This is a genomic window from Luteimonas sp. S4-F44, assembly GCF_022637415.1.
Taxonomy (GTDB): domain Bacteria; phylum Pseudomonadota; class Gammaproteobacteria; order Xanthomonadales; family Xanthomonadaceae; genus Luteimonas.
Genome location: NZ_CP093340.1, coordinates 467,027 through 487,620, shown reverse-complemented (window position 1 = coordinate 487,620; position 20,594 = coordinate 467,027). Strand labels below are relative to the sequence as shown.

Below are 20,594 nucleotides of genomic sequence, written 5' to 3'. Positions count from 1 at the left end.
CATGCCGCGCGCAACGCTCCGGTGCGCGCGGCGCCTTGCGGGCATGCCGGGTGCGCCTCCAGACTGCGCGCCATGCCGCGCGTTCCACCGCCTGCTCCGTCCTCCGTACCGCGATCGCCCGGTGCGGACCGCTACGCACCGCGTGCGTGGGCGCCGCACGAACGGCCGATAATGCCGGGGTCGCCATCGACGCCCCTGCACCCCACCCGGCGGCGCATCGCTTACGGCGTGGTGGGCTTCGTGATCGCGATCACCGGCGGCCTGGGCAATGCGCTTGTCACCGCCAACCTGCTCGACCTGCAGGGCGCACTCGGCGCTTACGCCGCGCAGGTCGCCTGGCTGCCAGCGGCGTACGTGATGACCAACGTATCGATGAACATCCTGCTGGTGAAGTTCAGGCAGCAGTTCGGCCTGCGGCTGTTCACCGAAGCGTTCCTGGTGCTATACGCGTTGATCACGCTGGCGCATCTGTTCGTCAACGATCTGGGGTCGGCGATCGCAGTCCGCGCCGGCCACGGCATCGCCGGCGCTGCGCTCAACACGCTCGGCCTGTACTACATGCTGCAGGCCTTCCCACAGAAGCACCGGCTGCGCGGCCTGGTGCTGGGATTGGGCATCGGACAGTTGGCGCTGCCGCTGGCGCGGGTGTTCTCGACCGACCTGCTCCAGTTCGGCGAGTGGCGCGGCCTGTATCTGTTCGAACTGGGCCTGGCGCTGCTGGCGCTGGGCTGCGTGCTGCTGCTCAAATTGCCCCCGGGCGACCGACACAAAGCCTTCGAACCGCTGGATTTCCTCACCTTCGGCCTGTTCGCACCGGGGGTCGCGCTGCTGACCGCGGTGTTGGCGCAGGGCCGCATCGCCTGGTGGACCGAGACTGCGTGGCTGGGCTGGGCGCTCGCGGCTTCGGTCGCGCTGGTGACCGCCGCTATTGCGATCGAGCATTTCCGCGCGCGTCCGCTGCTCAATACGCGCTGGCTGGCGACCGCCTCGATGCTGCGGCTGGCCCTGGCCATCGTGCTGATCCGCATCGTGCTGTCGGAGCAGGCCACCGGCGCGGTCGGCTTTCTGCAAGCGCTGGGCTTGGGCAACGCGCAGATGCACACGTTGTTCATGATTGTGCTGGCCGGCAGCATCGCCGGGCTGGCCGCCAGCGCGGCGACGATCAATCCAGCCAAGACCTGGCAACCGGTGCTGCTGTCGCTGATGTTGATGATGACCGGCGCACTGATGGACGCGCAGGCGACCAATGCCACCCGGCCCGAGCAGATGTATCTGAGCCAGTTCCTGCTGGCGTTCGGCAGCACCTTCTTCCTTGGCCCGATGCTGATCGCCGGTATCGGCCCGGTGATCAGCCAGCCGCGCAACCTGATCAGCTTCGTCGTGCTGTTCGGCATGACCCAGAACCTCGGCGGCCTGCTCGGCTCGGCCGTGCTGGGCACGTTCCAGACCATGCGCGAGAAGTTCCATTCCAGCGTGCTCAACGAGCACTTGAGCCTGCTCGATCCCCAGGTCGCCGCGCGCGTGCATGCGACTGCCCAGAGCTACGCGCCGACTGTCGCCGACCCGGCGCTGCGCGACGCGCTCGCGCTGCGCGCGCTCGGTGCGGCGGCCAGCCGCGAAGCCAATGTGCTGGCCTACAACGACGTGTTCCTGCTGATCGCCTTCATCGCGTTCTGCACGTTGATGTGGATCATCGCTTCCCGGGCGTGGGCGCGCCTGCGCGCGCCCGCACCCCCCGTTCCCGCAACACCGGACACCGCATGAGTACCCCTGCCCCCACGCCTCCCGAACAACCCGCTGCGCCGTCGCGCCGATGGCGGGCAGTGCAGATCGCGGCCTTCGTCGGCGTCGCACTCGCCGGCATCCTGGTGGTGCTCTACGCCTGGCGTCTGCCGCCGTTCGGCAGCAGCGTGCAGAGCACCGAGAACGCGATGGTGCGTGGCCGGGTGACGCTGATCGCGCCGCAGGTCACAGGCTATGTGACCCACGTCGCCGTGCAGGACTTCGAAGCGGTCACCCGTGGCCAATTGCTGGTGACGATCGATGACCGCATCTACCGTCAGCGTTACGAACAGGCCCAGGCCAATCTGCGGGTGCAGCAGGCCGCGCTGGCCAACGCCACGCAGTCCAGGCGCAGCGCCGAAGCCGGCATCGCACGCAGCGCCGCCGACATCGCGGCCACGCGCGCGCAGGCCGAGGTCGCCACCATCGACCAGCGCCGACTCGAACAATTGGCCGAGCAGAAGCTGATCTCCGCGCACGATCGCGATCTCGCGCGTGCCAACAGCGCGCAGGCCCGCGCCTCTGCCGCCCAGGCCCGCGCGGCCCTGCAGATCTCCGAGCAGGACGCGCGCAGCGTCGACGTCAATCGCGACAGCCTGGAGGCGGCGGTCGCCAGCGCCGAGGCCGCGGTGCGGCTGGCGAAGATCGACCTCGACAACACCCGCATCGTCGCCCCCGAGGACGGTCTGCTCGGCCAGGTCACTGTGCGCCAGGGCGCGCTGGTCAATGCCGGGACGCAATTGATGGCACTGGTGCCGGCCGACATCTGGGTCGTGGCGAACATGAAGGAAACGCAGATGACCGACATGCGCGTCGGACAGCCGGCGACCTTCACCGTCGACGCCCTCGGCGGCGCGCAGCTCACCGGGCACGTCGAACGCATCTCGCCGGCAACCGGCTCGGAGTTCAGCGTGCTGCCTGCGGACAATGCGACCGGCAACTTCGTCAAGATCGCCCAGCGCATTCCCGTGCGCATCGCGATCGACCGCGATCAGCCACTGGCCGAACGCCTGCGCCCCGGCATGTCGGTGGTGGTCTCGGTGGATACCGCGGCCGCAGGCGATGCGCCCGACGATGCGCCGCGCACACCGGCGCACTGATTCGGGCATCGCAAACGCCACGCTGCCGCGCTCGACGACGATCCGCTAGGCACGTCGATCGTGTGCGACCAGCGCGGCCTCGACCAGCGGCTGCGCCCAGCCCGGCGTCGCGCGCAGGGCGCGAAGATCGTCGGGTGCCGGGTGCACCAGGCGCCCGGCCACCATCTCCAGCACGCGCAGCGGATCGGGCACCGCGTGGCCGCGCGCGACTTCGACGCTGTTGTCGTAGACCTGCAGATGCGCCAGGTGCGGCATCAGCACGACCAGGTGTTCGCGCGCCCGTTGCCAACGCGCACGGATGTCGGATTCGGGAATGTCGTGACCGCCGGCGGCGACGCGGGCGCGCACGCGGGCGATGTGCTGGTCGACCGACGACAGGCCGCAGAACCACATCAGCACGTCGTGCGTGCGCGCGGCCCGGGCGATCTTCGCCGGCACGGTGTTGCCGCCCAGCGTGGTCTCGAATGCGTAGTGCCGACCGGCTGCAATGGCCGCGTCGAGCCGCCGCATGCCTTCCTGCCACGCTTCGGCATTGGCGTCGCGCTGGCTGCAGCCGGTGGCGGCGACGAGCGCGCGCGCGAAGTCATCGGGATTGAACCAGGTCAGGCCGGCATCGGCGAGCAGGTGACCGCCGATCGAACTCTTGCCGGCTCCGTTGACGCCTGCGAGCACGAACAGCACTGGCCGCGGCCCAGTGGCCTCTTCGCCAGCCGTGGCACCGCGCTTGCGTTCGACCGTAGTGGGCGCAGCCGTGGCCGCGGTACCGCGCGGCCGCAGCGTGCGCCGTGCGCCGGGACGCCCGCGCAGGCTCAATGCGAGGCGCCGGCCTTGACCTTGCCGCGCAGGGCGGCCGGCTGCGCCATCACCACGCGCAGTCGGTCGCCGGCATCGGCGGCTTCCAGCGACGCCAGCCTGGCGTCGAACCTCGCCTGCAGCGCCTCGAGCGCCGAGCGCTGCGGCGCCGCGGCCGCCTCCAGCGCGCGCAGGATCGCGTCGTAGGCCTCGGCCGACAGGATCACCGCTTCGGGCGTGTTGTGGTGGGTCACCACCACTTGGCCGTCGCGGGCGACCGACTTCATGACGCCGCGCCAGCCGAGTTTCTTGACGTCGGACGCCGGCGTGCGCGGCAGCGCGTCGAGGGCATCGAACTTGGGGGCGACGGACATGGGAACGGCCTCACGATGGACGTGAGGCCAATATACCCATTTTTCCCTTTCGCGGCCGTGAACCCAGCGCGCCGGCAGAACCTGTTCAAGGTCCGTCGCGAGCGCCGCCAAATGGCGCGTGGCGGAGCGCAGGAAGCGCAGCGTACGTGCAGGTACGTGAGCATTCCGAGCACCGCACGCGCGCCATCTGGCAAGCGCAGCAGGACCTTGGACAGGTTCTCAGAGGATGTAACGGCTCAGGTCCTGATCCTGCACCAGCTCGCCCAGGTGCGCATCGACATAGGCGCGGTCGATCGTCACCGTGCCGCCCTTGTCGGGGGCCTCGAAGCTCAGCGTGTCGAGCAGGCGCTCGAGCACCGTGTGCAGGCGCCGCGCGCCAATGTTCTCCTGCCGCTCGTTCACGTGGGCAGCGATCTCGGCCAGCCGCTCGACCGCGTCGTCGGCGAACGCCAGGTCCACGCCTTCGGTCCGCAGGAGCGCCACGTACTGGCGCGTCAGCGCGGCCTTGGGCTCGGTGAGGATGCGCACGAAGTCGTCCTTGGTCAGCGCGGTGAGTTCCACACGGATCGGGAACCGGCCCTGCATCTCGGGGATCAGGTCGCTGGGCTTGGCGAGGTGGAACGCGCCCGAGGCGATGAACAGGATGTGGTCGGTCTTCACCGAGCCGTACTTGGTGCTGACCGTGCTGCCCTCGACCAGCGGCAGCAGATCGCGCTGCACGCCTTCGCGGCTGACGTCGCCGCCGGTGGTGCCGGCCTCGCTGCGCTTGGCGACCTTGTCGATCTCGTCGATGAACACGATGCCGTGCTGCTCGCAGGCCTCGATCGCGGCCTCGCGCACGTCGTCCTCGTTGACGAGCTTGCCGGCTTCCTCCTCGATCAGCTGTGGACGCGCGGCGCGGATCGTCAGCTTGCGCTTCTGGGTCTTGCCACCGCCGAGATTGGCGAACATCTGCCGCAGCTGCTGGCCCATTTCCTCCATGCCCGGTGGGGTCATGATGTCCAGGCCCTGGCCGGCGCTGAGTTCGAGTTCGATCTCGCGCTCGTCGAGCTCGCCGGCGCGCAACTGGCGACGCAGCTTCTGCCGCGTCTCGGACTCCTTCGACGACGGCTCGGCGCCGATGTCGACGGTGGTCTGCTGCGCGCCGAAGCCGAACGGCTGCGACGGCGTCTCGCGCCGCGGCAGCAGCGCGTCGAGGATCCGGTCCTCGGCGCGGTCTTCGGCCTGCGTGCGCACCCGCACCTTGGCCTGCTCGCGATAGAGCTTGACCGCGGTGTCGGCGAGGTCGCGGATGATCTGTTCGACGTCCTTGCCGACGTAGCCGACCTCGGTGAACCGCGTCGCCTCGACCTTGACGAACGGCGCATTGGCCAGCGTCGCCAGCCGGCGCGCGATCTCGGTCTTGCCAACACCGGTCGGGCCGATCATCAGGATGTTCTTGGGCATGACCTCGTTGCGCAGTTCATCGGGCAACTGCGCCCGGCGCCAACGATTGCGCAGCGCGATCGCAACCGCGCGCTTGGCCGCATTCTGACCGACGATGTGGCGGTCGAGTTCCTGCACGATCTCGCGTGGGGTCATGGTGGAAGAGCTGGAATTGGGCATGGGGAATTCGGGCTTCGTAAGAGCGGAGGGGCGCGCGACTCGGGATCGACAGGTGGGGATCGGCCGGACCGAATCCCGCCGCCCGATCCCAATCCCGCCTTAGAGTTCTTCGACGACGACGTTCCGGTTGGTGTAGATGCAGATGTCGCCAGCGATGTGCAGCGCCTCGGTGGCGATCGTGCGGGCGTCAAGGTCGGTGTGGGCCAACAGCGCGCGCGCGGCCGACAGCGCATAGGAGCCGCCCGAGCCGATCGCGACGATGCCGTCCTCGGGCTCGATGATGTCGCCGTTGCCGCTGATGATCAGCGAGGTGTCCTTGTCGGCCACCGCCAGCAGCGCCTCGAGCTTTCCGTAACGCCGGTCGGTGCGCCAGTCCTTGACCAGCTCGACCGCGGCACGCACCAGTTGACCGCCGTGCTGCTGCAGCTTGGCCTCGAACAGTTCGAACAGCGTGAATGCGTCCGACGCCGCACCGGCGAAGCCGGCGAGCACGCTGCCGTCGCCGAGCCGGCGCACCTTGCGGGCATTGCCCTTCATCACGGTGTGGCCGAGCGTGACCTGACCATCGCCGGCGACGACGACCTTGCCGCCCTTGCGGATCGAGACGATCGTCGTGGCGTGGAAGACATTGGGATTCTGGCTGGGGTCCATGCGGCCTCCGTGGATCGAACCCCATCAGTGGGGCGTCCACGCGCCCCATTCAACCCGCGCGGCCGAGGCCGGCTATCGCGAGACATCCTCCAGCACGGTTCAAGGGCGACGAGCCCCCTTTGGCGCGCAGCGCGCAATCCCGCGTCGCTTGCCCTGGATCAATGCGCGCGGCCGCGCACCGCGCGATGCTGGCAGCCGGTCCCGACGAGGCGCAGGCATGGCCAAACCGTTTCCGCTGCATCCCAAACACCCCGAGCGCATCTGCTGGGGCTGCGACAAGTACTGCGCGGCCGATGCCCTGGCCTGCGGCAACGGCGCCGGCCGCACCCAGCACCCGATCGAGAACGAGGGCGAGGACTGGCATCTCGCCTGGGGCATCGAACCCGACGCCGACCGCCCGAATCACGCGAAGTGCTGACGCGACGATCGTCACGTCGATAGGCCGCCGCGGCGTCGTGCCCCAAGGCCCGCCATCCTCGCAACACTTCTGCGTCAGCCGTCCTCGCCAGCGGCGCCGCGCTTGCGCCGCGCCCGCGGATGCGCGGCGTCGTAGACCTTGGCCAGGTGTTGGAAGTCGAGATGGGTGTAGATCTGGGTCGTGGCGATGTCGGCGTGGCCGAGCAGTTCCTGCACGCCGCGCAGGTCGCCCGAGGACTCGAGGACGTGGCTGGCGAACGAGTGCCGCAGCAGATGCGGGTGTACGCGTTTGAACAGGCCCTGGCGCTGGGCGAGCAGCCGCAGCCGCATCTGCACCGCGCGCGCGGTGATCGGACCGCCGCCGCGACCGGGGAACACCGGTGCGTCGGCGCCCGAGGCACTGTCGGCGCGCCACGCGCGCAGGGCCGCGACCGCATGCGAGCCAACCGGCACGCTGCGCTGGCGGCTGCCCTTGCCCAGCACTGTCACCAGCCCGCCGTCGAGATCGAGGTCGCGCCAACGCAGCGCGACCAGTTCGGCCAGGCGCAGACCCGACGAATAGAACAGTTCAAGCAGCGCGCGGTCGCGCAGGCCCAGGGGCGCGTCGGTCGGCACCTCGACCAGTTGCGTCGCCTCGTCGACATCGAGCACTTGCGGCAACTTGCGCGGCGCCTTGGGGCCGCGCACGCCGGCTGCGGGGTTGGCGACGACGTGACCGTGCCGCAGCAGCCAACGGTAGAAGCTGCGACAGGCCGACAACCGCCGTTGCAGGCTCTTGGCCGACAGGCCACCGCGGTGGCCGGCAGCGACGAAGGCGCGGATATCGTCGGGCTGCAAGCCGCGCAGGCCAGCATGCCCGCCGTCCTCGGCCCACCCGGCCAGCGCGAAGAGGTCGCGGCGATAGGCGTCGAGCGTGTGCGCCGACATGCGCCGCTCGACCTGCAGGTGCGCCAGGAACGCCTCGACGTCGGCCGACATCGCCACGCTCAGCCGGCGTAGCGCTTCATCGCCGCCGCGAACGCCTCGCCCATCATGTGCAGGAACAGCGTGCCCATGCCCGGATAGAACCGGTTGGGGTCGCGGCTGCCCACGGCGATCAGGCCGATGCCCTCGACCGGCAGCAGCGCGCTCGAATGCACCTCGTCCACGCGCGGCCCGTACAGCAGCGACTGCTTGTCGGGATGCAGGCGGCCGCACAGCGGGGTCTCGTCCTTGAGGCAGTCGGCGAAGGGCTGCAGGCGACGATCGTCGCGCGAGATAATCTGCAACCAGTCCTCGTCGAGCCCGGCGACCGGCGCGAACAGCACCAGGCGGACCAGATCGCCGTTGAAATCCTCGGCCAACGTCGCGGCCAGCGCGCGCACCGTCGAGGCCGCGTCGGGCTGGCGCATCAGCGCCAGCGTCAGCTGGTGCGTGCGCACCGCCAGGCGTTCGTTCTCCTGCGAGATCGCATACAGCTCGCGCAGGCGCTTGGACAGTTCGCGATTCTTGTCGCGCAGCACTTCGAGCTGGTAGCTGGCCAGCGACGCGGCCGGACCGTCGTCGCGCGGGACGACCAGCGTCAGCGCCAGGTCCGGAAACTGCTGCAGGAACTTGGGCTGCCGACGCAGCCAGGCGGCCACTTCGTGCGCGCCGAGTGTCTCGGTGGTCTCGCTCATGCGCTCCACTCCCCTTCGAAAACAAATGCGGCCGGGCCGGCCATCGTCAGCGTGGCCGTATCCTCGGGCCAAGCAATGCGCAGCGTGCCGCCGGGCAACGATACGTCGGCGCAGCGCGCGATGCGACCACGCCGCGCCAGGACCGCGACCGCCGCGCAGGCGCCACTGCCGCAGGCGCGGGTTTCGCCGACGCCGCGCTCGAACACGCGCAACGCGATCCGGTCTGTGGCCAACACCTGCGCAAAACCGACGTTGACCGACTCGGGAAACCAGCGCGAGGCCTGCAAGGCCGCACCAATGCGTGCCACCGGTGCGACCTGGAGATCGTCGACCTCGATCACCGCATGCGGATTGCCCATCGACGCCGCGCCGAAGGCGACCGGCGTGCCATCGTCGAGCACGCCCGTGTACAGCGGCGCGGCAGCGAAGCCGACCAACGGCACATCGTCCGGCGCGAACGCCGGCACGCCCATCGCGATCCGGAAGTGCGCGCCATCGCAATCGACCGCATGCAGGCCGGCAGGGCTTTCGAGCACGAAACCGCTGGCCCCCGCCGCACCGTCGCGCACCAGCCAGGCGGCCACGCAGCGCGCGCCGTTACCGCACTGCTGCGATGACGAGCCATCGGCATTCCAGATGCGATAGCGCGCCACCGCCCCGGCCGCATGCGGGGCCTCGATGGTCAGGATCTGGTCGCAGCCCACACCGACGTGCCGATCGGCGAGCGCACGGCACTGTTCGGCATCGGGCGGCGGCGTACCGTCGCGCAGATCGAGCACGACGAAATCGTTGCCGGCGCCGTGCATCTTCGAAAAGCGCAGCGGCGGGGAGGACGCGGACATCATCGGCACCGGTCCCTCGACTCGACGGGGCCGCGCCCGGTCACGGCGTCCCGGTCGCGGGCGGCACGTCGCGGATCACCGGCACCGCGGGTGCGGGGCGATCCTGCGCCGCGTCGGCGTCGTCGGCGTCGTCCTGCACCGCGTCGGTATCGGCGTCGCGCTGCGCGCGCGTCGGCACCGAGGACTTGATCAGGAAGCGGCCGGCGTCCTCCGGCGGCACCTGGGAGGGCATCAGCAGGTCGGCCTTGTTGCCGCAGGCGGCCAGCAGCAGGGCGGTCAGCACGATCGGAAGACGGTTGCTCATTGGCGAAGTGTACAGGCGCCGCGTCCGCCGGTCCGCCCGAACCGGCGGCTGCGGGCGCCGTGGATGCGTGCGTTCATGGACGCATTAGGGTCGGCCCCAGATTGTCCGCGGCAACGCCCCTACCCAGACTGTGAGGGCCACGCGCCACAGGACCGCACGATGGACATTCTCGATAAGCTGGGCAGCGCCGCCTCGCAAGTGGGCGGGGTGTTCAAGGGCGCCGGCGAGGTGCTCTGGGAGACCGGCGAAGGGGTCGTCACGCTGGGCGCGAACGCCTTGAAGACCGGCTACGACCTCGGCCCGGCGGGTTGGCTGGCCGACGGTGCATCGGCGCTCTACACGCAGGCGACCGGTGACACGCTCGATGTTCCCGACTGGCTGCCGTCGGCCGAACGCGGTGGCGAGCGCATGGAGGCCGCGGCCGACCTGGTCTCCACGATCGCGCGCAATCCGGGTCTGCTGGTCGATGCGGTCGTCGACCCGATCGTCGACGACTGGCAGTCCGGACGCTACGGCGAGGCGATCGGCCGCAGCGCCGCGGAGCTCGTGCTCACGGTCGCCGGCACCAAGGGCGTCGACAAGGCGGCCAAGGGCGCCAAGGCAGCAGATGCCGCCGGCGACGTCGCCGATGCCGCGCGCGTGGCCGAGCACGCACAGGACCTGGGAGAGGGCGGACGCGCTGCCGCGCGCGGCAGCGAGACGCCGGACCTCGCCGATGTCCTCGCCCGCGCCGACACCGGCCGCACGGTCGGCGGGCGCCCGCTGCTGCAGTTCGACACGATGGACGACTTCAATGTCGCCGCGAACGCCGCGCGTCCGGACACGGTGTACGAGTTCGGCGACTACCGCTGGAGCACCGACGAGGCCGGCCGCGTGGTCAAAGCCGAAGGCAGCGTGTCGCTCGAACCCGCGGGCCGTAACGATCTCGGCCTGCAGCGGCAGATCGGGCACGAGGGCTATCCCACCGACGTGGGCTTCCACCTAATCGCCGACTCGTTCGCCGGCCCGACCAACCGGCTCAACGTCGTGCCCGGCAACGGCAAACCATTGCCCGACGGCACCAAGAACCTCAACACCGGCGCCTACGGCCACCAGTTCGAGGGCCAGATCCGCGCGCTCAAGCAGGAGAATCCGGAACTGGATGTGCAGATCCGGGTCGAGCCCTACTACGACGCCGGCAACACGACATCGCGGCCCGACGGCTTCGTCGCCGCCTACCGGCAGGAAGGCGGGAAGTGGGTGGAGTTCGATTTCGATAACATCCACTGATCCCCGAATCCCGTCCGGAATCCCATGCTCGACGCCATCGCCATCCAGCAAGCCCAGGAACGGGTCGTGCGCGAAGTCGCCGCCTGCGTCACCGATGTGATGGAAGGCGAATGGGGCGCGCGCGAGTGGAAACGCATCGGTCTGCATGCCGAAATCGACACCGAGGGCGGTCGCAGGATCAGCTCGCAGACCTCCGCGATCGCGGCCGCCCCCGCGCAGCCGCTCGAGGATGTCGACTTCCGTCTCTCGCGTGCGGCCAAGGAGGCGCTGGTGGCACTGCGCGAGACCATGCGCGAGGAGCGCGGCGCGTGGTCGAGCGTGCTGCTGACGATCGAGCCGAGCGGCCAGTTTTCGTTCGATTTCTCCTACGAGCCCCCACGGCGACTGGCCGGCGACCTGCTCTACTCGCCGCTCGACGGATTTCTCGACCGCTACAAGGCCGAGACCGGCGCGCGCTGAGCGCGCCGTCGCAGCGCGCGTCTGCGCGTTAGGCCGCCGGCGGTTCAGGCCGCAGCCACAGCCAGGTGCCGACGACGACCATGCAACCGATCGGCAGCGCGGTCATCCACCAGCGATGGGCCGGGATCCACCACACCAGCGCGACCAGGATCGCTGACGAGGCGAGCATCGTCACCGTCGCCAGCCACTTCGCCCGGCGGCTGACCGCGCGATGCGCCTGCCAGTCGCGGATCGATGGCCCGAAGCGCGGGTGCGCCAGCAGCCAGCGATGCAGGCGCTCGGAACCGCGCGAGGCGGCCCAGGCGGCGATCAGGATGAACACCGTAGTCGGCAGGCCCGGCACGAAGATGCCCAGGATGCCGAGGCCCAGGCTGGCGTAGGCCAGCAGCCACCAGGCCCAGCGGAAGCGCGCGCGACGATGCATGCCCGCATTCTATGCGCGGCCAGCGCCGCGTCGCGTGCCCATGGACGCCGTGCGGCCTCCCCTGCCACGCCGCGATTGCCGCGCCGCCGGCCACCCTCGACAATGCCGTCATGGATATCTTCAAGGTCTTCTCCGTCGAGGCGGCGCATCGCCTGCCCAACGTGCCGCCCGGACACAAGTGCGCGCGGCTGCACGGCCACTCGTTCCAGATCGAGATCCATGTCTCGGGCGAGCCGGGCGAGACCTCGGGGTGGATCATGGACTTCGGCGACCTCAAAGCCGCGTTCGCGCCGCTCTACGCCCAGCTCGACCACCACTACCTCAACGAGATCCCCGGGCTCGACAACCCGACCAGCGAACGCCTGGCGATCTGGATCTGGGAGCGGCTCAAGCCGACCCTGCCTGCGTTGAGCGCGATCGTGATCCGCGAGACCTGCACCTCGGGCTGTCGCTACACCGGCCCCTGAGCCCAGAAAGGCCCTTGGCGGCCCAGGGTCCCGCATCGGTGCGACGGGCAACCTGCATCCCGGGGCCGGCGGCGCGCCGTCCGCGGCCAAGCCGTTGATCCGCCCATGAAACTGAATACACTGCGACCGTTCGTCGGCTCGATGTTGCAATGCAACATGGGCGCGCTATGCTGCATTGCACAAACCCGGCAGCCGCCGGCCCACGCAGGTAACCGCCATGTCCTACCAGTTCAACGAGCAGTTCACCGCCGCGTCGCGCCAGTTTGCCGATGCCGCGGCTCAGATCAACCGCCTGACCCTCGAGAACGTCGAGAAGGTCTTCGGCGTCCACTTCACCACGCTCGGCGAGAATGCCAACGCCACCTTCGCGTTCGTCAACGAAGCGATCGAGGTCCGCGATCTCGACGGCATGAAGGCGCTGTGGCCCAAGGGCGCGCAGATCGCCCGCGAGAACGTCGAGCGCCTGGTCAGCGCTGGCCAGGAAGTCATCGGCCGCACCGTGAAGACCAACGAGGCGATCGCTGAACTCGCCAAGTCACAGCTCGAATCGGCCACCGCCGACGTCCGCGCGCAGGCCGAGACCGTCGCCAAGGCGGCCGCGGGCAAGCCCACCGCCAAGCGTTGACCGCATACTGGCCCACGGCCCGCATGCCACCGAACACTCGGGCGATCCCTCCCTCGCCTGAGCCGACCCGGCAGCTTGCGCTGCCGGGTTTTTTTATGGCCCTTCCCTCACCCACAGGAACGAAGGGACACCCACTTCGGACGAACAGCAGCCTGGCAGCATAGCCGGCCACTGGTGTCGCAGAACCAGGGTCAGAGTGCAATTTCGCCTTGCGAAATTGCACTCTGACCCTGGTTTTCCTGGTTTCCGAGATCCGGGGCCCAGAGCGCCATGACCTGACTGATCGCAGCCTCCATGACCGGAAGGCCGACCCCGTCCCTGGCAAGCGTGGACAGACCGAGCAGGAAGCTATCGAAGACCGTGCCCAGTGCGCCCATATCGACGCCTTCCGCGAGTTGCCCTGCAGCGGCCGCCCTTTCGATGCAGGCTTTGATGCCGGCGCGGGTCCGCGCACGCGAGCGCTTGAGCGGAGCCGTCACTGACGCCAGTTCGGCCGAGGGCGCGCTCATCACGCCCAGCCCGACCATGCACCCTCGGGGGCGCCCGCGCTCGCACTGCATGCGCGCGGAACGTCTGAGGGCCAGTTCCAGCGCCTCTCTGGGCGCAAGGCTCTCGTCCCACAGGCATTCGGTGACCTGCGCATAGGTGGCCAGATAGCGCGCGACGCATTCTTGGTACAGGGCCTCCTTGGAGCCGAACGCAGCGTAAAAGCTGGGCGCGGAAATCCCGCCACCGATGGCGGCCTTGAGCTGGCTCAGGGATGTGGATTCATAGCCCTGCTCCCAGAACAGATGCAGCGCCTGCTCGATGGCGGCGTCTCGATCGAAGCTGCGGGGTCTGCCCAGTTGTGCCATGGCGTGCTCCTGGTCTCGAAATAAATACTATTCGATACAAAATTCATGGAAAAGCGTCGCTTCGCCGATTAATATATCGATCGATACATAAATAACCGCGTCTCCCGCGGCCCTCCATATCAAGGACATCCTGTGCGCTCTTCCGATACGTTGCCCCCTCACGCGTCCGCTGAGCGGCTACCCATCGCGGCGTTATTGGCATTGGCGATGACTGGCTTCATCTGCATCGTGACTGAAACCCTGCCAGCCGGGCTGCTGCCGCAGATCGTGGATGGACTGGACGTGTCCGCCGCGATGGCAGGGCAGACGGTGACGGCCTATGCGCTCGGCTCGGTGCTCGCAGCCATTCCGTTGACACTCGCCACCCGCGGCTGGAGACGGCGCAACGTGCTGCTGCTCACCATTGTGGGCTTCCTGGTGTTCAACACCGTCACCGCGCTGTCCTCTCACTACTGGCTGACACTGACGGCGCGCTTTTTCGCCGGCATGGCGGCCGGCCTGGCATGGAGCCTGTTGGCCGGCTACGCACGACGGATGGTGCAGCCCCATCAGCAAGGCCGCGCCATGGCGATCGCGATGGTCGGCACACCGATCGCGTTGTCGCTGGGCGTGCCACTGGGCACCTGGCTGGGCGGCGCAGTGGGCTGGCGCAGTGCGTTCGGCGTGATGTCCGGGCTGACGCTGGTTCTGATCCTCTGGGTGCTGGCCAAGGTCCCCGATTACCCCGGCCAAGCCGGGCATGCGCGTATGCCCCTGCGCAAGGTACTGACGACACCCGGCGTTCGGCCGGTGTTGGCGACGGTCATGGCCTGGATGCTGGCGCACAACATCCTTTACACCTATGTCGCGCCTTTTGTGGCCCAGGCGGGATTGCTCGATCGCGTCGACGTCGTCTTGCTTGTCTTCGGACTCGCTGCGCTGATCGGCATCGCGATGACCGGCCGGCTGGTGGAGCGCCACCTGCGCAGGACCGTACTTGCGAGCCTGGCGGCCTTCTTCCTGGTGGCGCTGGCATTCGCCTGGCTGCCCGCCGTGCCCAGCCTCGTTTACGTGGGCGTCGCCATCTGGGGGCTGACGTTCGGCGGCGCGGCGACCTTGCTGCAAACGGCGCTGGCCGACACCGCGGGCGATGGCGCCGACGTGGCGCTGTCGATGAACGTGGTGGCCTGGAACAGCGTGATCGCCGGTGGCGGTGTTCTGGGCGGCGTGCTGCTGCAGCAGTGGGGCGCCTACACCTTCCCTTGGGCACTGATGGCGTTGTCGGCCATCGCGTTCGTCATCGCCTGGGCAGCCAAGACGCATGGGTTCCGCCCGGGGCCCCGGGCACATGCCGCCGACCACTGAACCACCGCGCATCCGCTGCGCGCTTGTTTCGCCTTCAATTTTCAGTAAAGCGCCGCGCGATCTACATGGAAGCACCGATCCCCAACGACACGATCTACTCGTTTCCGGCGTTCACGCCGCAGGACGAATCGCTGGTCTGGCATTTCAGCTTCTTCGCCGCCGATCACCGGTTGGCCGAGACACTGATCACCGGCAAGGAGCGGATGTTCTTCGAGCATTTCATCAAGCAGCATGCCACCAACCAGGAAGTCTTCACGCCCGAACTGCTTGACCTCTACGCCGCGTCCTATGCCAAGCCGCACAGCCTGCATGCCGCGTTCGAGTACTACCGCGTGCTCAATCAATGCGTGGAGGACAACAAGGTGTTGTCACAGACCAATATCACCCTTCCTGTGCTGGCCATCGGCGGCGGCGATCACGGCGGAATGGGGCGGTACCAGGTCGAGATGATGAAGCGCTTCGCCACCGACGTGACGGGGCTGATCCTGCCCGACTGCGGTCATTGGTTGCCCGAAGAATGGAATGTGCTGCACCGCTCAACGATGCAGTCACACGCTTTCTGAACGCCCCGTAGGCCAAACCCGCGACCCACGCGAATCGTGACCGCCACGGTTCCTGCTGAACGCGCGCGGGGCTGTACGGTCGTCGGACTCGGCCGGGCCCTCCCCGCCCGGATCCTGGAGACATGGGACAGCCGATCTAGGCGAGCGAGGCGCGCGGCGGCAGCGACCAATCGATCGGTTGCTCGCCGCGGCGCTGCAGGTAGTCGTTGGTGGCCGAGAAATGGCCACAGCCGAGGAACCCGCGATGCGCCGACAGCGGCGAGGGGTGGGTGCTGCGCAGCACCCGGTGGCGGCGCGTGTCGACCAGCTTGCCCTTGGCCTGCGCGTAGCTGCCCCACAGCAGGAACACCAGGCCCTCGCGCTCGCGATTGAGGGTGTCGACAACGTGGTCGGTGAAGCCCTCCCAGCCCTTGCCCTGGTGCGAGCCGGCCCGGCCTTCCTCGACCGTCAGCACCGCATTGAGCAGCAGTACGCCCTGGCGCGCCCACGGCATCAACCAGCCGTGGTCGGGCCGCGGCAGTCCGAGGTCGCGGTTGATCTCCTTGAACATGTTGTCCAGCGACGGCGGGATGCGCACGTCGGGCCGTACCGAAAACGACAGGCCATGCGCCTGGCCGGGCCCGTGATACGGGTCCTGTCCGAGAATGACGACCTTGACCGCGTCGAACGGGGTCGCGTCGAACGCGGCGAAGATGTCCGGGCCCGGCGGATGGATCCGCGCGCCCTCGGCGCGGCGTGTGCGCAGGAACGCCGACAGCGCCTGCATGTCGTCGCGGAGCAGCCAGTCGCCCACATGCGCCTTCCACGAGGGCTCGAGCTTGATGCGGGAGGCGGTCTCGACCGCGGGCGTCATCGTTTGCGAATCAGGCATGGTCGGGACGCGTCTGGCGCAGGAAGTGGCCGGTGACAATGCCGCCGCCGAGCCAGCCCAGCGCGGTCGAGCCGCCCAGCACCGCCAACACGCCGAGCGGCCCGAAGCCGCGCAGCGCGAACGTCGCACCGTAGCTGGCCGCGACCTCGGCCAGCGGCGCGCGCAACGCGGCCGCCGCCGCGCCCAGCAGCGCCAGTGCGACCGCGCCCGAAGCCAGCCCGTACCAGGCGCCCAGATAGAGGAACGGCCGCCGGATGAAGCCGTCGGTCGCGCCCAGCAACTGCAGCACGCCCAGTTCCTCGCGTCGCGACTGGATGTCCAATCGCACGGTGTTGCCCACGACCAGCAGCGCGCCCAGGCCCAGCAGCGCCGCCAGGACCCAGACCACGCGGCCGCCCAAGCGCAGCCAGCCGTCGAGCCGCTGCCGCCACTGCGCGTCGTGCTGCACCAGTTCGGCCTCGGGCAGTTGCCGCAGCGCATCGGCCAGCAGCATTTCGTCACCCGCGGGGGTCAGGATCAGCACATGCGGCAAGGGGTTTTCGTCGAGGACATCGATCGCCGGGCCGAACTCGCCGCGCTCGCGCAGTTCGGCCAGGCCTTCTTCGGGCGTGCGATGGACCACGCTGCCGACATCATCGCGCGCGCGCAGCTCGCCGGCGAGCGCGCCGGCGCGCTCGGCATCGACATCACGCTGCAGGAACACGCTGATCTCGCGCGAGGCGTCGATGCTGCCGCCAAGCCGACCGACGTTGTCGAGCACCAGCCACAGGCCGAGCGGCAGGGCCAGCGCGACCGCCATCACGCCGATCGTCAGCGCGGTCGACCAGGGCCTGCGGAACACGCGCCCCAGGCTGGCGACGAAGCTGTAGACATGGTGGTCGACCCAGGTACCGACCGGGGACGCGCCGGTGCGGGCCGGCTGCTTGTGGGGCGCCTCAGGCATCGGCGAGATCCTCCGGCGCGATGTCGTCGACCAGGGTGCCGTGATCGAGGACGAGCGTGCGCTTCTTCATGCGCTTGACCAGGCCCAGGTCGTGGCTGGCGATCAGCACGCTGGTGCCGCGCTCGGGCAACTCGGCGAACAGCGCCATGATCTCGGCCGACAGCGTCGGGTCGAGGTTGCCGGTGGGCTCGTCGGCGACCAGTAGCCGTGGCTCGCCGACGATCGCGCGCGCGATCCCGACCCGCTGCTGCTCGCCGGCCGACAGCTGCGTGGGCAACGCGCGCTCGCGGTTGCCCAAGCCCAGCCGCTCGAGCGCGCCGCGCACCCGCTTGCCGATCTCGCCGCGGCGCTGGCCGCGCAGGATCAGCGGCAGCGCGATGTTGTCGAACACGCTGCGGTCCGACAGCAGCCGATGGTCCTGGAACACCACGCCCACATCGCGGCGATGCAGCGCCACGCCGCGCCCGCGCACCTTCAACAGGTTGCGCTCGGCGAACACCACCGCGCCGCGGCTGGGCCGCTCGGCCAGGTGGATCAGCTTGAGCAGCGTGCTCTTGCCCGCGCCCGAGTGGCCGGTGACGAACAGCAGTTCGCCCGCCGACACGGCGAAATTGACGTCCGACAGCGCCACATGGCCGCCGGCGTACTGCTTGCTCACGTTGTCGAATCGCAGAACGCTCATGCACGCCAGTATCGCAGGGAATGGCCCGGATCGATGTCGAGGCGCGCGCAGCGCGGGCGTTTCCGCCACAGGCGCCCGTTCCGGAAACGCGAACGCCCCGCGCAAGCGGAGCGTCCTTGGGCGACACCGGGCAGACGACGTCAGCGCGCGTCGCGCCCCGAGACCAGCCGGCGCAGGCCGCGACCGATCCGGCCCAACAGCGACGGCGCCTTCTCGGCGGCCGGTGCGGCCGGCACCTGGCGTTGCGTCGGACGGACCTCGCGCGGGCCCTGGCCGGCGGCGTTGCCGTTGCCGCGCTTGCCGGCAGCGGCCTCACCGGACTGCACGGCCGGCGTCTCGGCGCCCTCGACCTTCTGGCCGCGACGACGACGCCGACGCTTGCGCGGCGGCTTGCTGGCATCGGGCATCGCCTGGGCGACCGCCCCGGCGGCGTCGATCACCGGCGCCTGGGCAGCAGGCGCGGTCGCCGTGCCGCTCGCTTCACCGGCAGCTTCGACCTGCGGCTTGCGGCGACGCGGACGCTCGCCGCGCTCGCCCCGTTCGCTGCCCCCGCTGCGGGGCCCGCGGCCACCGCCCGGACGGCCGTCGCGACCACCGCCGCGCTTGGCATCCTCGGCAGCGCGCGCCTCGCGGACCTCGCGGAAGATCTCGCCGACACTCTCGCCCTCGACAGCATCGACCTCGACGCCTTCGCGCGGCTTGCGCGGCAGCGGCGTCAGCAGTTCCTGGGTCACCGGCTCGGACGGAATCTTCTGCTCGATGTAGGCCTCGATGTCCGGCAGCGAGGTCGCGTAACGCTCGCAGGCGAAGCTGATCGCATCGCCCTCGGCGCCCAGGCGCGCGGTGCGCCCAATGCGGTGCACGTAGTCCTCGGCGTCGAACGGCAGGTCGTAGTTGAAGACGTGGCTCACGCCGTCGATGTGCAGGCCGCGGGCGGCGACGTCGGTCGCCACCAGCAGCTCCAGCTGGCCGGCCTGGAACTTCTTGAGCAGCGATTCGCGCTTCTTCTGCGGCACGTCGCCCGAGAGCACGCCGACGCGGTAGCCGGCCTTTTCCAGCGCACGCGCGACGCGCTCGACGAATGCCTTGGTGTTGACGAACACCATCGTGCGCGCGCCTTCGCTGCGCGACAGCAGGCCGATCAGCAACGGCAGCTTCTCGTCATCGGCCGGGTAGTACATGCGCTGGCGCACGCGCGCAGCGGTGATCGACTCGGTTTCCACGACGAGCTTCTCCGGCTCGTTCATGTGCTCGTAGGCGAGCTCGAGCACGCGGTGGCTGAGCGTGGCGGAGAACAGCAGGGTCTGGCGCTCGGTCCGCACCGGCATCCGGCGCAGCAGGAAACGGATGTCCTTGATGAAGCCCAGGTCGAACATCCGATCGGCCTCGTCGAGCACACACATCTCGCAGGCGTGCAGGCTGACGACTTTGTGCTGCTTGACGTAGTCGATCAGCCGGCCGGGGGTCGCGATGATGACGTCGGCGCCTTCCTGCAGGATCTGGCGCTGCTTGTCGTAGTCGACGCCGCCGTAGACCAGCGCGAATTTCAGGCCCAGCTCGCTGCCGAACTTGACCGCGTCCTTGTGGATCTGGATCGCCAGTTCGCGGGTCGGCGCCAGGATCAGTGCGCGCGGGTCCTCGGGCTTGCGATCGGCCAGCGCCGGGCGGGTCAGCAGGCGATTGATCACCGCGACCAGGAACGCCAGCGTCTTGCCGGTGCCGGTCTGGGCCTGGCCGGCGACGTCACGGCCATTGAGCGCCAGCGGCAGCGTCAGTGCCTGAATCGGAGTGCAGCGGGTGAAGCCCGCGCCTTCCAGGCCGGCCTGCAGGGCCGGATGTAACTCGAAGGAGGCGAAGGTGAGGTCGGTAAGGGGTTTGTCGCTCATGCGTAGGTCTGTATCCGGGCGTCGCCGGCAGTGGGCGCCGCGTGCTTGCGTGGGAGGCATCCGCAACGCAGACTGCCTGGATGCAGGACGCGTGGGTCGTCCCGCGGATGCGCCGCCTTGATTCGGGCCGACGATCCCCCACTTTACCATCCATCCCGGCGCCGCTGCCGCAGCCGGCGCCTCCTCGATCTGGAGAAGCCCGTGAGCGAACGCGTCATCCATGCCACCGATTCCGACTTCGACGCCACCGTGCTGCAGGCCGACGTGCCGGTGCTGGTGGACTTCTGGGCGCCGTGGTGCGGCCCCTGCCGGATGATCGCCCCGGCGCTGGACGAACTGGCCGGCGACTACGCCGGGCGCGCCAAGGTGGTCAAAGTCGACGTCGACCAAAACCAGGCCACCGCGCTGAAGTACCACGTGCGCTCGATCCCGATGCTGCTGGTGTTCAAGGACGGCCAGGTCCATGGCACCCAGATTGGCGCGGTCGGCAAGGCCCAGCTGGCCCAGTTGATCGACAAGGCGCTCTGAGCGCCCCTCCCGCGGCGGCCCCAACACCGCCGCCAGCGGCCTCGGCCTGAATCGCCATCGCCGCAACCGCTTGCCGACGCCCCCGCGGCGATGCTAGGTTTGCGCGACTCCGGTAGGCATTCGCCTGCCGCACCCATCTGAACTGCACCTGCCG

The 20,594-nt window shown here is 69.3% G+C and carries 24 protein-coding genes; 10 read left to right on the top strand and 14 right to left on the bottom strand.

What is annotated here, in order from left to right; genetic code table 11:
- Positions 1-72: 72 nt before the first annotated feature.
- Both MNO14_RS02195 and MNO14_RS02190 read left to right on the top strand, forming a co-directional pair.
- A complete protein-coding gene (locus MNO14_RS02195; RefSeq protein ID WP_241946233.1) occupies positions 73-1,764 on the top strand; it encodes an MFS transporter in 1,692 nt (563 codons plus the stop codon).
- Positions 1,761-2,882, top strand: a complete 1,122-nt coding sequence (locus MNO14_RS02190; RefSeq protein ID WP_241945177.1) for an HlyD family secretion protein — start codon at positions 1,761-1,763, stop codon at positions 2,880-2,882. The genes MNO14_RS02195 and MNO14_RS02190 overlap by 4 nt, the downstream gene beginning before the upstream one ends.
- 45 nt (positions 2,883-2,927) lie before the next feature.
- Here MNO14_RS02190 and MNO14_RS02185 read toward each other — a convergent pair whose 3' ends face one another.
- The 4 genes from MNO14_RS02185 to hslV form a co-directional block, all read right to left on the bottom strand.
- Complete coding sequence (locus MNO14_RS02185; RefSeq protein WP_241946232.1) at positions 2,928-3,563, bottom strand: AAA family ATPase; 636 nt, start codon at positions 3,561-3,563, stop codon at positions 2,928-2,930.
- Positions 3,564-3,691: 128 nt separating this feature from the next.
- On the bottom strand, positions 3,692-4,048 hold the full coding sequence (locus tag MNO14_RS02180) for a type II toxin-antitoxin system prevent-host-death family antitoxin (RefSeq protein ID WP_241945176.1): 357 nt from the start codon (positions 4,046-4,048) through the stop codon (positions 3,692-3,694).
- A 219-nt stretch (positions 4,049-4,267) separates the two neighbouring features.
- Positions 4,268-5,653 carry an ATP-dependent protease ATPase subunit HslU gene (hslU, locus tag MNO14_RS02175; RefSeq protein WP_241945175.1) on the bottom strand — a complete coding sequence of 462 codons (1,386 nt, stop codon included), beginning with the start codon at positions 5,651-5,653 and terminating at the stop codon, positions 4,268-4,270.
- A gap of 99 nt (positions 5,654-5,752) precedes the next feature.
- Complete coding sequence (gene hslV / locus MNO14_RS02170) at positions 5,753-6,304, bottom strand: ATP-dependent protease subunit HslV (protein WP_241945174.1); 552 nt, start codon at positions 6,302-6,304, stop codon at positions 5,753-5,755.
- A gap of 217 nt (positions 6,305-6,521) precedes the next feature.
- Here hslV and MNO14_RS02165 point away from each other — a divergent pair, with 217 nt between their 5' ends.
- Positions 6,522-6,722: a DUF3079 domain-containing protein gene (locus tag MNO14_RS02165; RefSeq protein ID WP_241945173.1), complete on the top strand. Its 201-nt coding sequence runs from the start codon at positions 6,522-6,524 to the stop codon at positions 6,720-6,722.
- A gap of 74 nt (positions 6,723-6,796) precedes the next feature.
- Here the strand turns inward: MNO14_RS02165 and xerC are convergent, their stop codons facing one another.
- Genes xerC through MNO14_RS02145 form a run of 4 tightly spaced genes read right to left on the bottom strand, consistent with a single transcriptional unit; the run spans position 6,797 to position 9,525 of the window.
- Positions 6,797-7,699: a tyrosine recombinase XerC gene (gene xerC / locus MNO14_RS02160; RefSeq protein ID WP_241945172.1), complete on the bottom strand. Its 903-nt coding sequence runs from the start codon at positions 7,697-7,699 to the stop codon at positions 6,797-6,799.
- An 8-nt stretch (positions 7,700-7,707) separates the two neighbouring features.
- Positions 7,708-8,379 carry a DUF484 family protein gene (locus MNO14_RS02155; RefSeq protein ID WP_241945171.1) on the bottom strand — a complete coding sequence of 224 codons (672 nt, stop codon included), beginning with the start codon at positions 8,377-8,379 and terminating at the stop codon, positions 7,708-7,710.
- Positions 8,376-9,221, bottom strand: a complete 846-nt coding sequence (gene dapF / locus MNO14_RS02150; RefSeq protein WP_241945170.1) for a diaminopimelate epimerase — start codon at positions 9,219-9,221, stop codon at positions 8,376-8,378. Before dapF ends, MNO14_RS02155 begins: the two co-directional genes overlap by 4 nt.
- Positions 9,222-9,261: 40 nt before the next feature.
- Positions 9,262-9,525: a hypothetical protein gene (locus tag MNO14_RS02145; protein ID WP_241945169.1), complete on the bottom strand. Its 264-nt coding sequence runs from the start codon at positions 9,523-9,525 to the stop codon at positions 9,262-9,264.
- Positions 9,526-9,684: 159 nt separating this feature from the next.
- Here MNO14_RS02145 and MNO14_RS02140 point away from each other — a divergent pair, with 159 nt between their 5' ends.
- Positions 9,685-10,794, top strand: a complete 1,110-nt coding sequence (locus tag MNO14_RS02140; RefSeq protein WP_241945168.1) for a DNA/RNA non-specific endonuclease — start codon at positions 9,685-9,687, stop codon at positions 10,792-10,794.
- 24 nt (positions 10,795-10,818) lie between these two features.
- On the top strand, positions 10,819-11,253 hold the full coding sequence (locus tag MNO14_RS02135; RefSeq protein ID WP_241945167.1) for an antitoxin YezG family protein: 435 nt from the start codon (positions 10,819-10,821) through the stop codon (positions 11,251-11,253).
- A gap of 28 nt (positions 11,254-11,281) precedes the next feature.
- Here MNO14_RS02135 and MNO14_RS02130 read toward each other — a convergent pair whose 3' ends face one another.
- On the bottom strand, positions 11,282-11,677 hold the full coding sequence (locus MNO14_RS02130) for a YbaN family protein (protein ID WP_241945166.1): 396 nt from the start codon (positions 11,675-11,677) through the stop codon (positions 11,282-11,284).
- A gap of 110 nt (positions 11,678-11,787) precedes the next feature.
- Between MNO14_RS02130 and queD the strand changes: the two genes are divergently transcribed.
- Positions 11,788-12,144 carry a 6-carboxytetrahydropterin synthase QueD gene (queD, locus tag MNO14_RS02125; RefSeq protein ID WP_241945165.1) on the top strand — a complete coding sequence of 119 codons (357 nt, stop codon included), beginning with the start codon at positions 11,788-11,790 and terminating at the stop codon, positions 12,142-12,144.
- A gap of 217 nt (positions 12,145-12,361) precedes the next feature.
- Positions 12,362-12,769, top strand: a complete 408-nt coding sequence (locus MNO14_RS02120) for a phasin family protein (protein WP_241945164.1) — start codon at positions 12,362-12,364, stop codon at positions 12,767-12,769.
- 191 nt (positions 12,770-12,960) lie between these two features.
- On the opposite strand, the gene MNO14_RS02115 is transcribed toward MNO14_RS02120, so the two are convergent.
- The gene (locus MNO14_RS02115; protein WP_241945163.1) at positions 12,961-13,623 is read right to left on the bottom strand and encodes a TetR/AcrR family transcriptional regulator; all 663 of its coding nucleotides are present in this window, start codon (positions 13,621-13,623) and stop codon (positions 12,961-12,963) included.
- Positions 13,624-13,830: 207 nt separating this feature from the next.
- Here MNO14_RS02115 and MNO14_RS02110 point away from each other — a divergent pair, with 207 nt between their 5' ends.
- Together MNO14_RS02110 and MNO14_RS02105 are read left to right on the top strand one after the other, a co-directional pair.
- Positions 13,831-14,967 (top strand): MFS transporter, encoded by a 1,137-nt coding sequence (locus MNO14_RS02110; protein ID WP_241945162.1) that lies wholly within the window; start codon positions 13,831-13,833, stop codon positions 14,965-14,967.
- A 65-nt stretch (positions 14,968-15,032) separates the two neighbouring features.
- Positions 15,033-15,530: a hypothetical protein gene (locus tag MNO14_RS02105; protein ID WP_305879406.1), complete on the top strand. Its 498-nt coding sequence runs from the start codon at positions 15,033-15,035 to the stop codon at positions 15,528-15,530.
- A 136-nt stretch (positions 15,531-15,666) separates the two neighbouring features.
- On the opposite strand, the gene ung is transcribed toward MNO14_RS02105, so the two are convergent.
- The 4 genes from ung to rhlB all read right to left on the bottom strand — a co-directional run bounded on the left by ung (position 15,667) and on the right by rhlB (position 19,912).
- A complete protein-coding gene (gene ung, locus MNO14_RS02100; protein ID WP_241946231.1) occupies positions 15,667-16,383 on the bottom strand; it encodes a uracil-DNA glycosylase in 717 nt (238 codons plus the stop codon).
- Positions 16,384-16,393: 10 nt separating this feature from the next.
- Entirely contained in the window at positions 16,394-17,344 is a 951-nt protein-coding gene (gene ftsX, locus MNO14_RS02095) for a permease-like cell division protein FtsX (RefSeq protein ID WP_241945161.1), read from the bottom strand.
- Positions 17,337-18,026 (bottom strand): cell division ATP-binding protein FtsE, encoded by a 690-nt coding sequence (ftsE, locus tag MNO14_RS02090; protein ID WP_241945160.1) that lies wholly within the window; start codon positions 18,024-18,026, stop codon positions 17,337-17,339. The genes ftsX and ftsE overlap by 8 nt, the downstream gene beginning before the upstream one ends.
- 140 nt (positions 18,027-18,166) lie before the next feature.
- Positions 18,167-19,912 (bottom strand): ATP-dependent RNA helicase RhlB, encoded by a 1,746-nt coding sequence (rhlB, locus tag MNO14_RS02085; RefSeq protein WP_241945159.1) that lies wholly within the window; start codon positions 19,910-19,912, stop codon positions 18,167-18,169.
- Positions 19,913-20,113: 201 nt separating this feature from the next.
- Between rhlB and trxA the strand changes: the two genes are divergently transcribed.
- Positions 20,114-20,440 carry a thioredoxin gene (gene trxA, locus MNO14_RS02080; protein WP_047135552.1) on the top strand — a complete coding sequence of 109 codons (327 nt, stop codon included), beginning with the start codon at positions 20,114-20,116 and terminating at the stop codon, positions 20,438-20,440.
- Positions 20,441-20,594 lie beyond the last annotated feature (154 nt).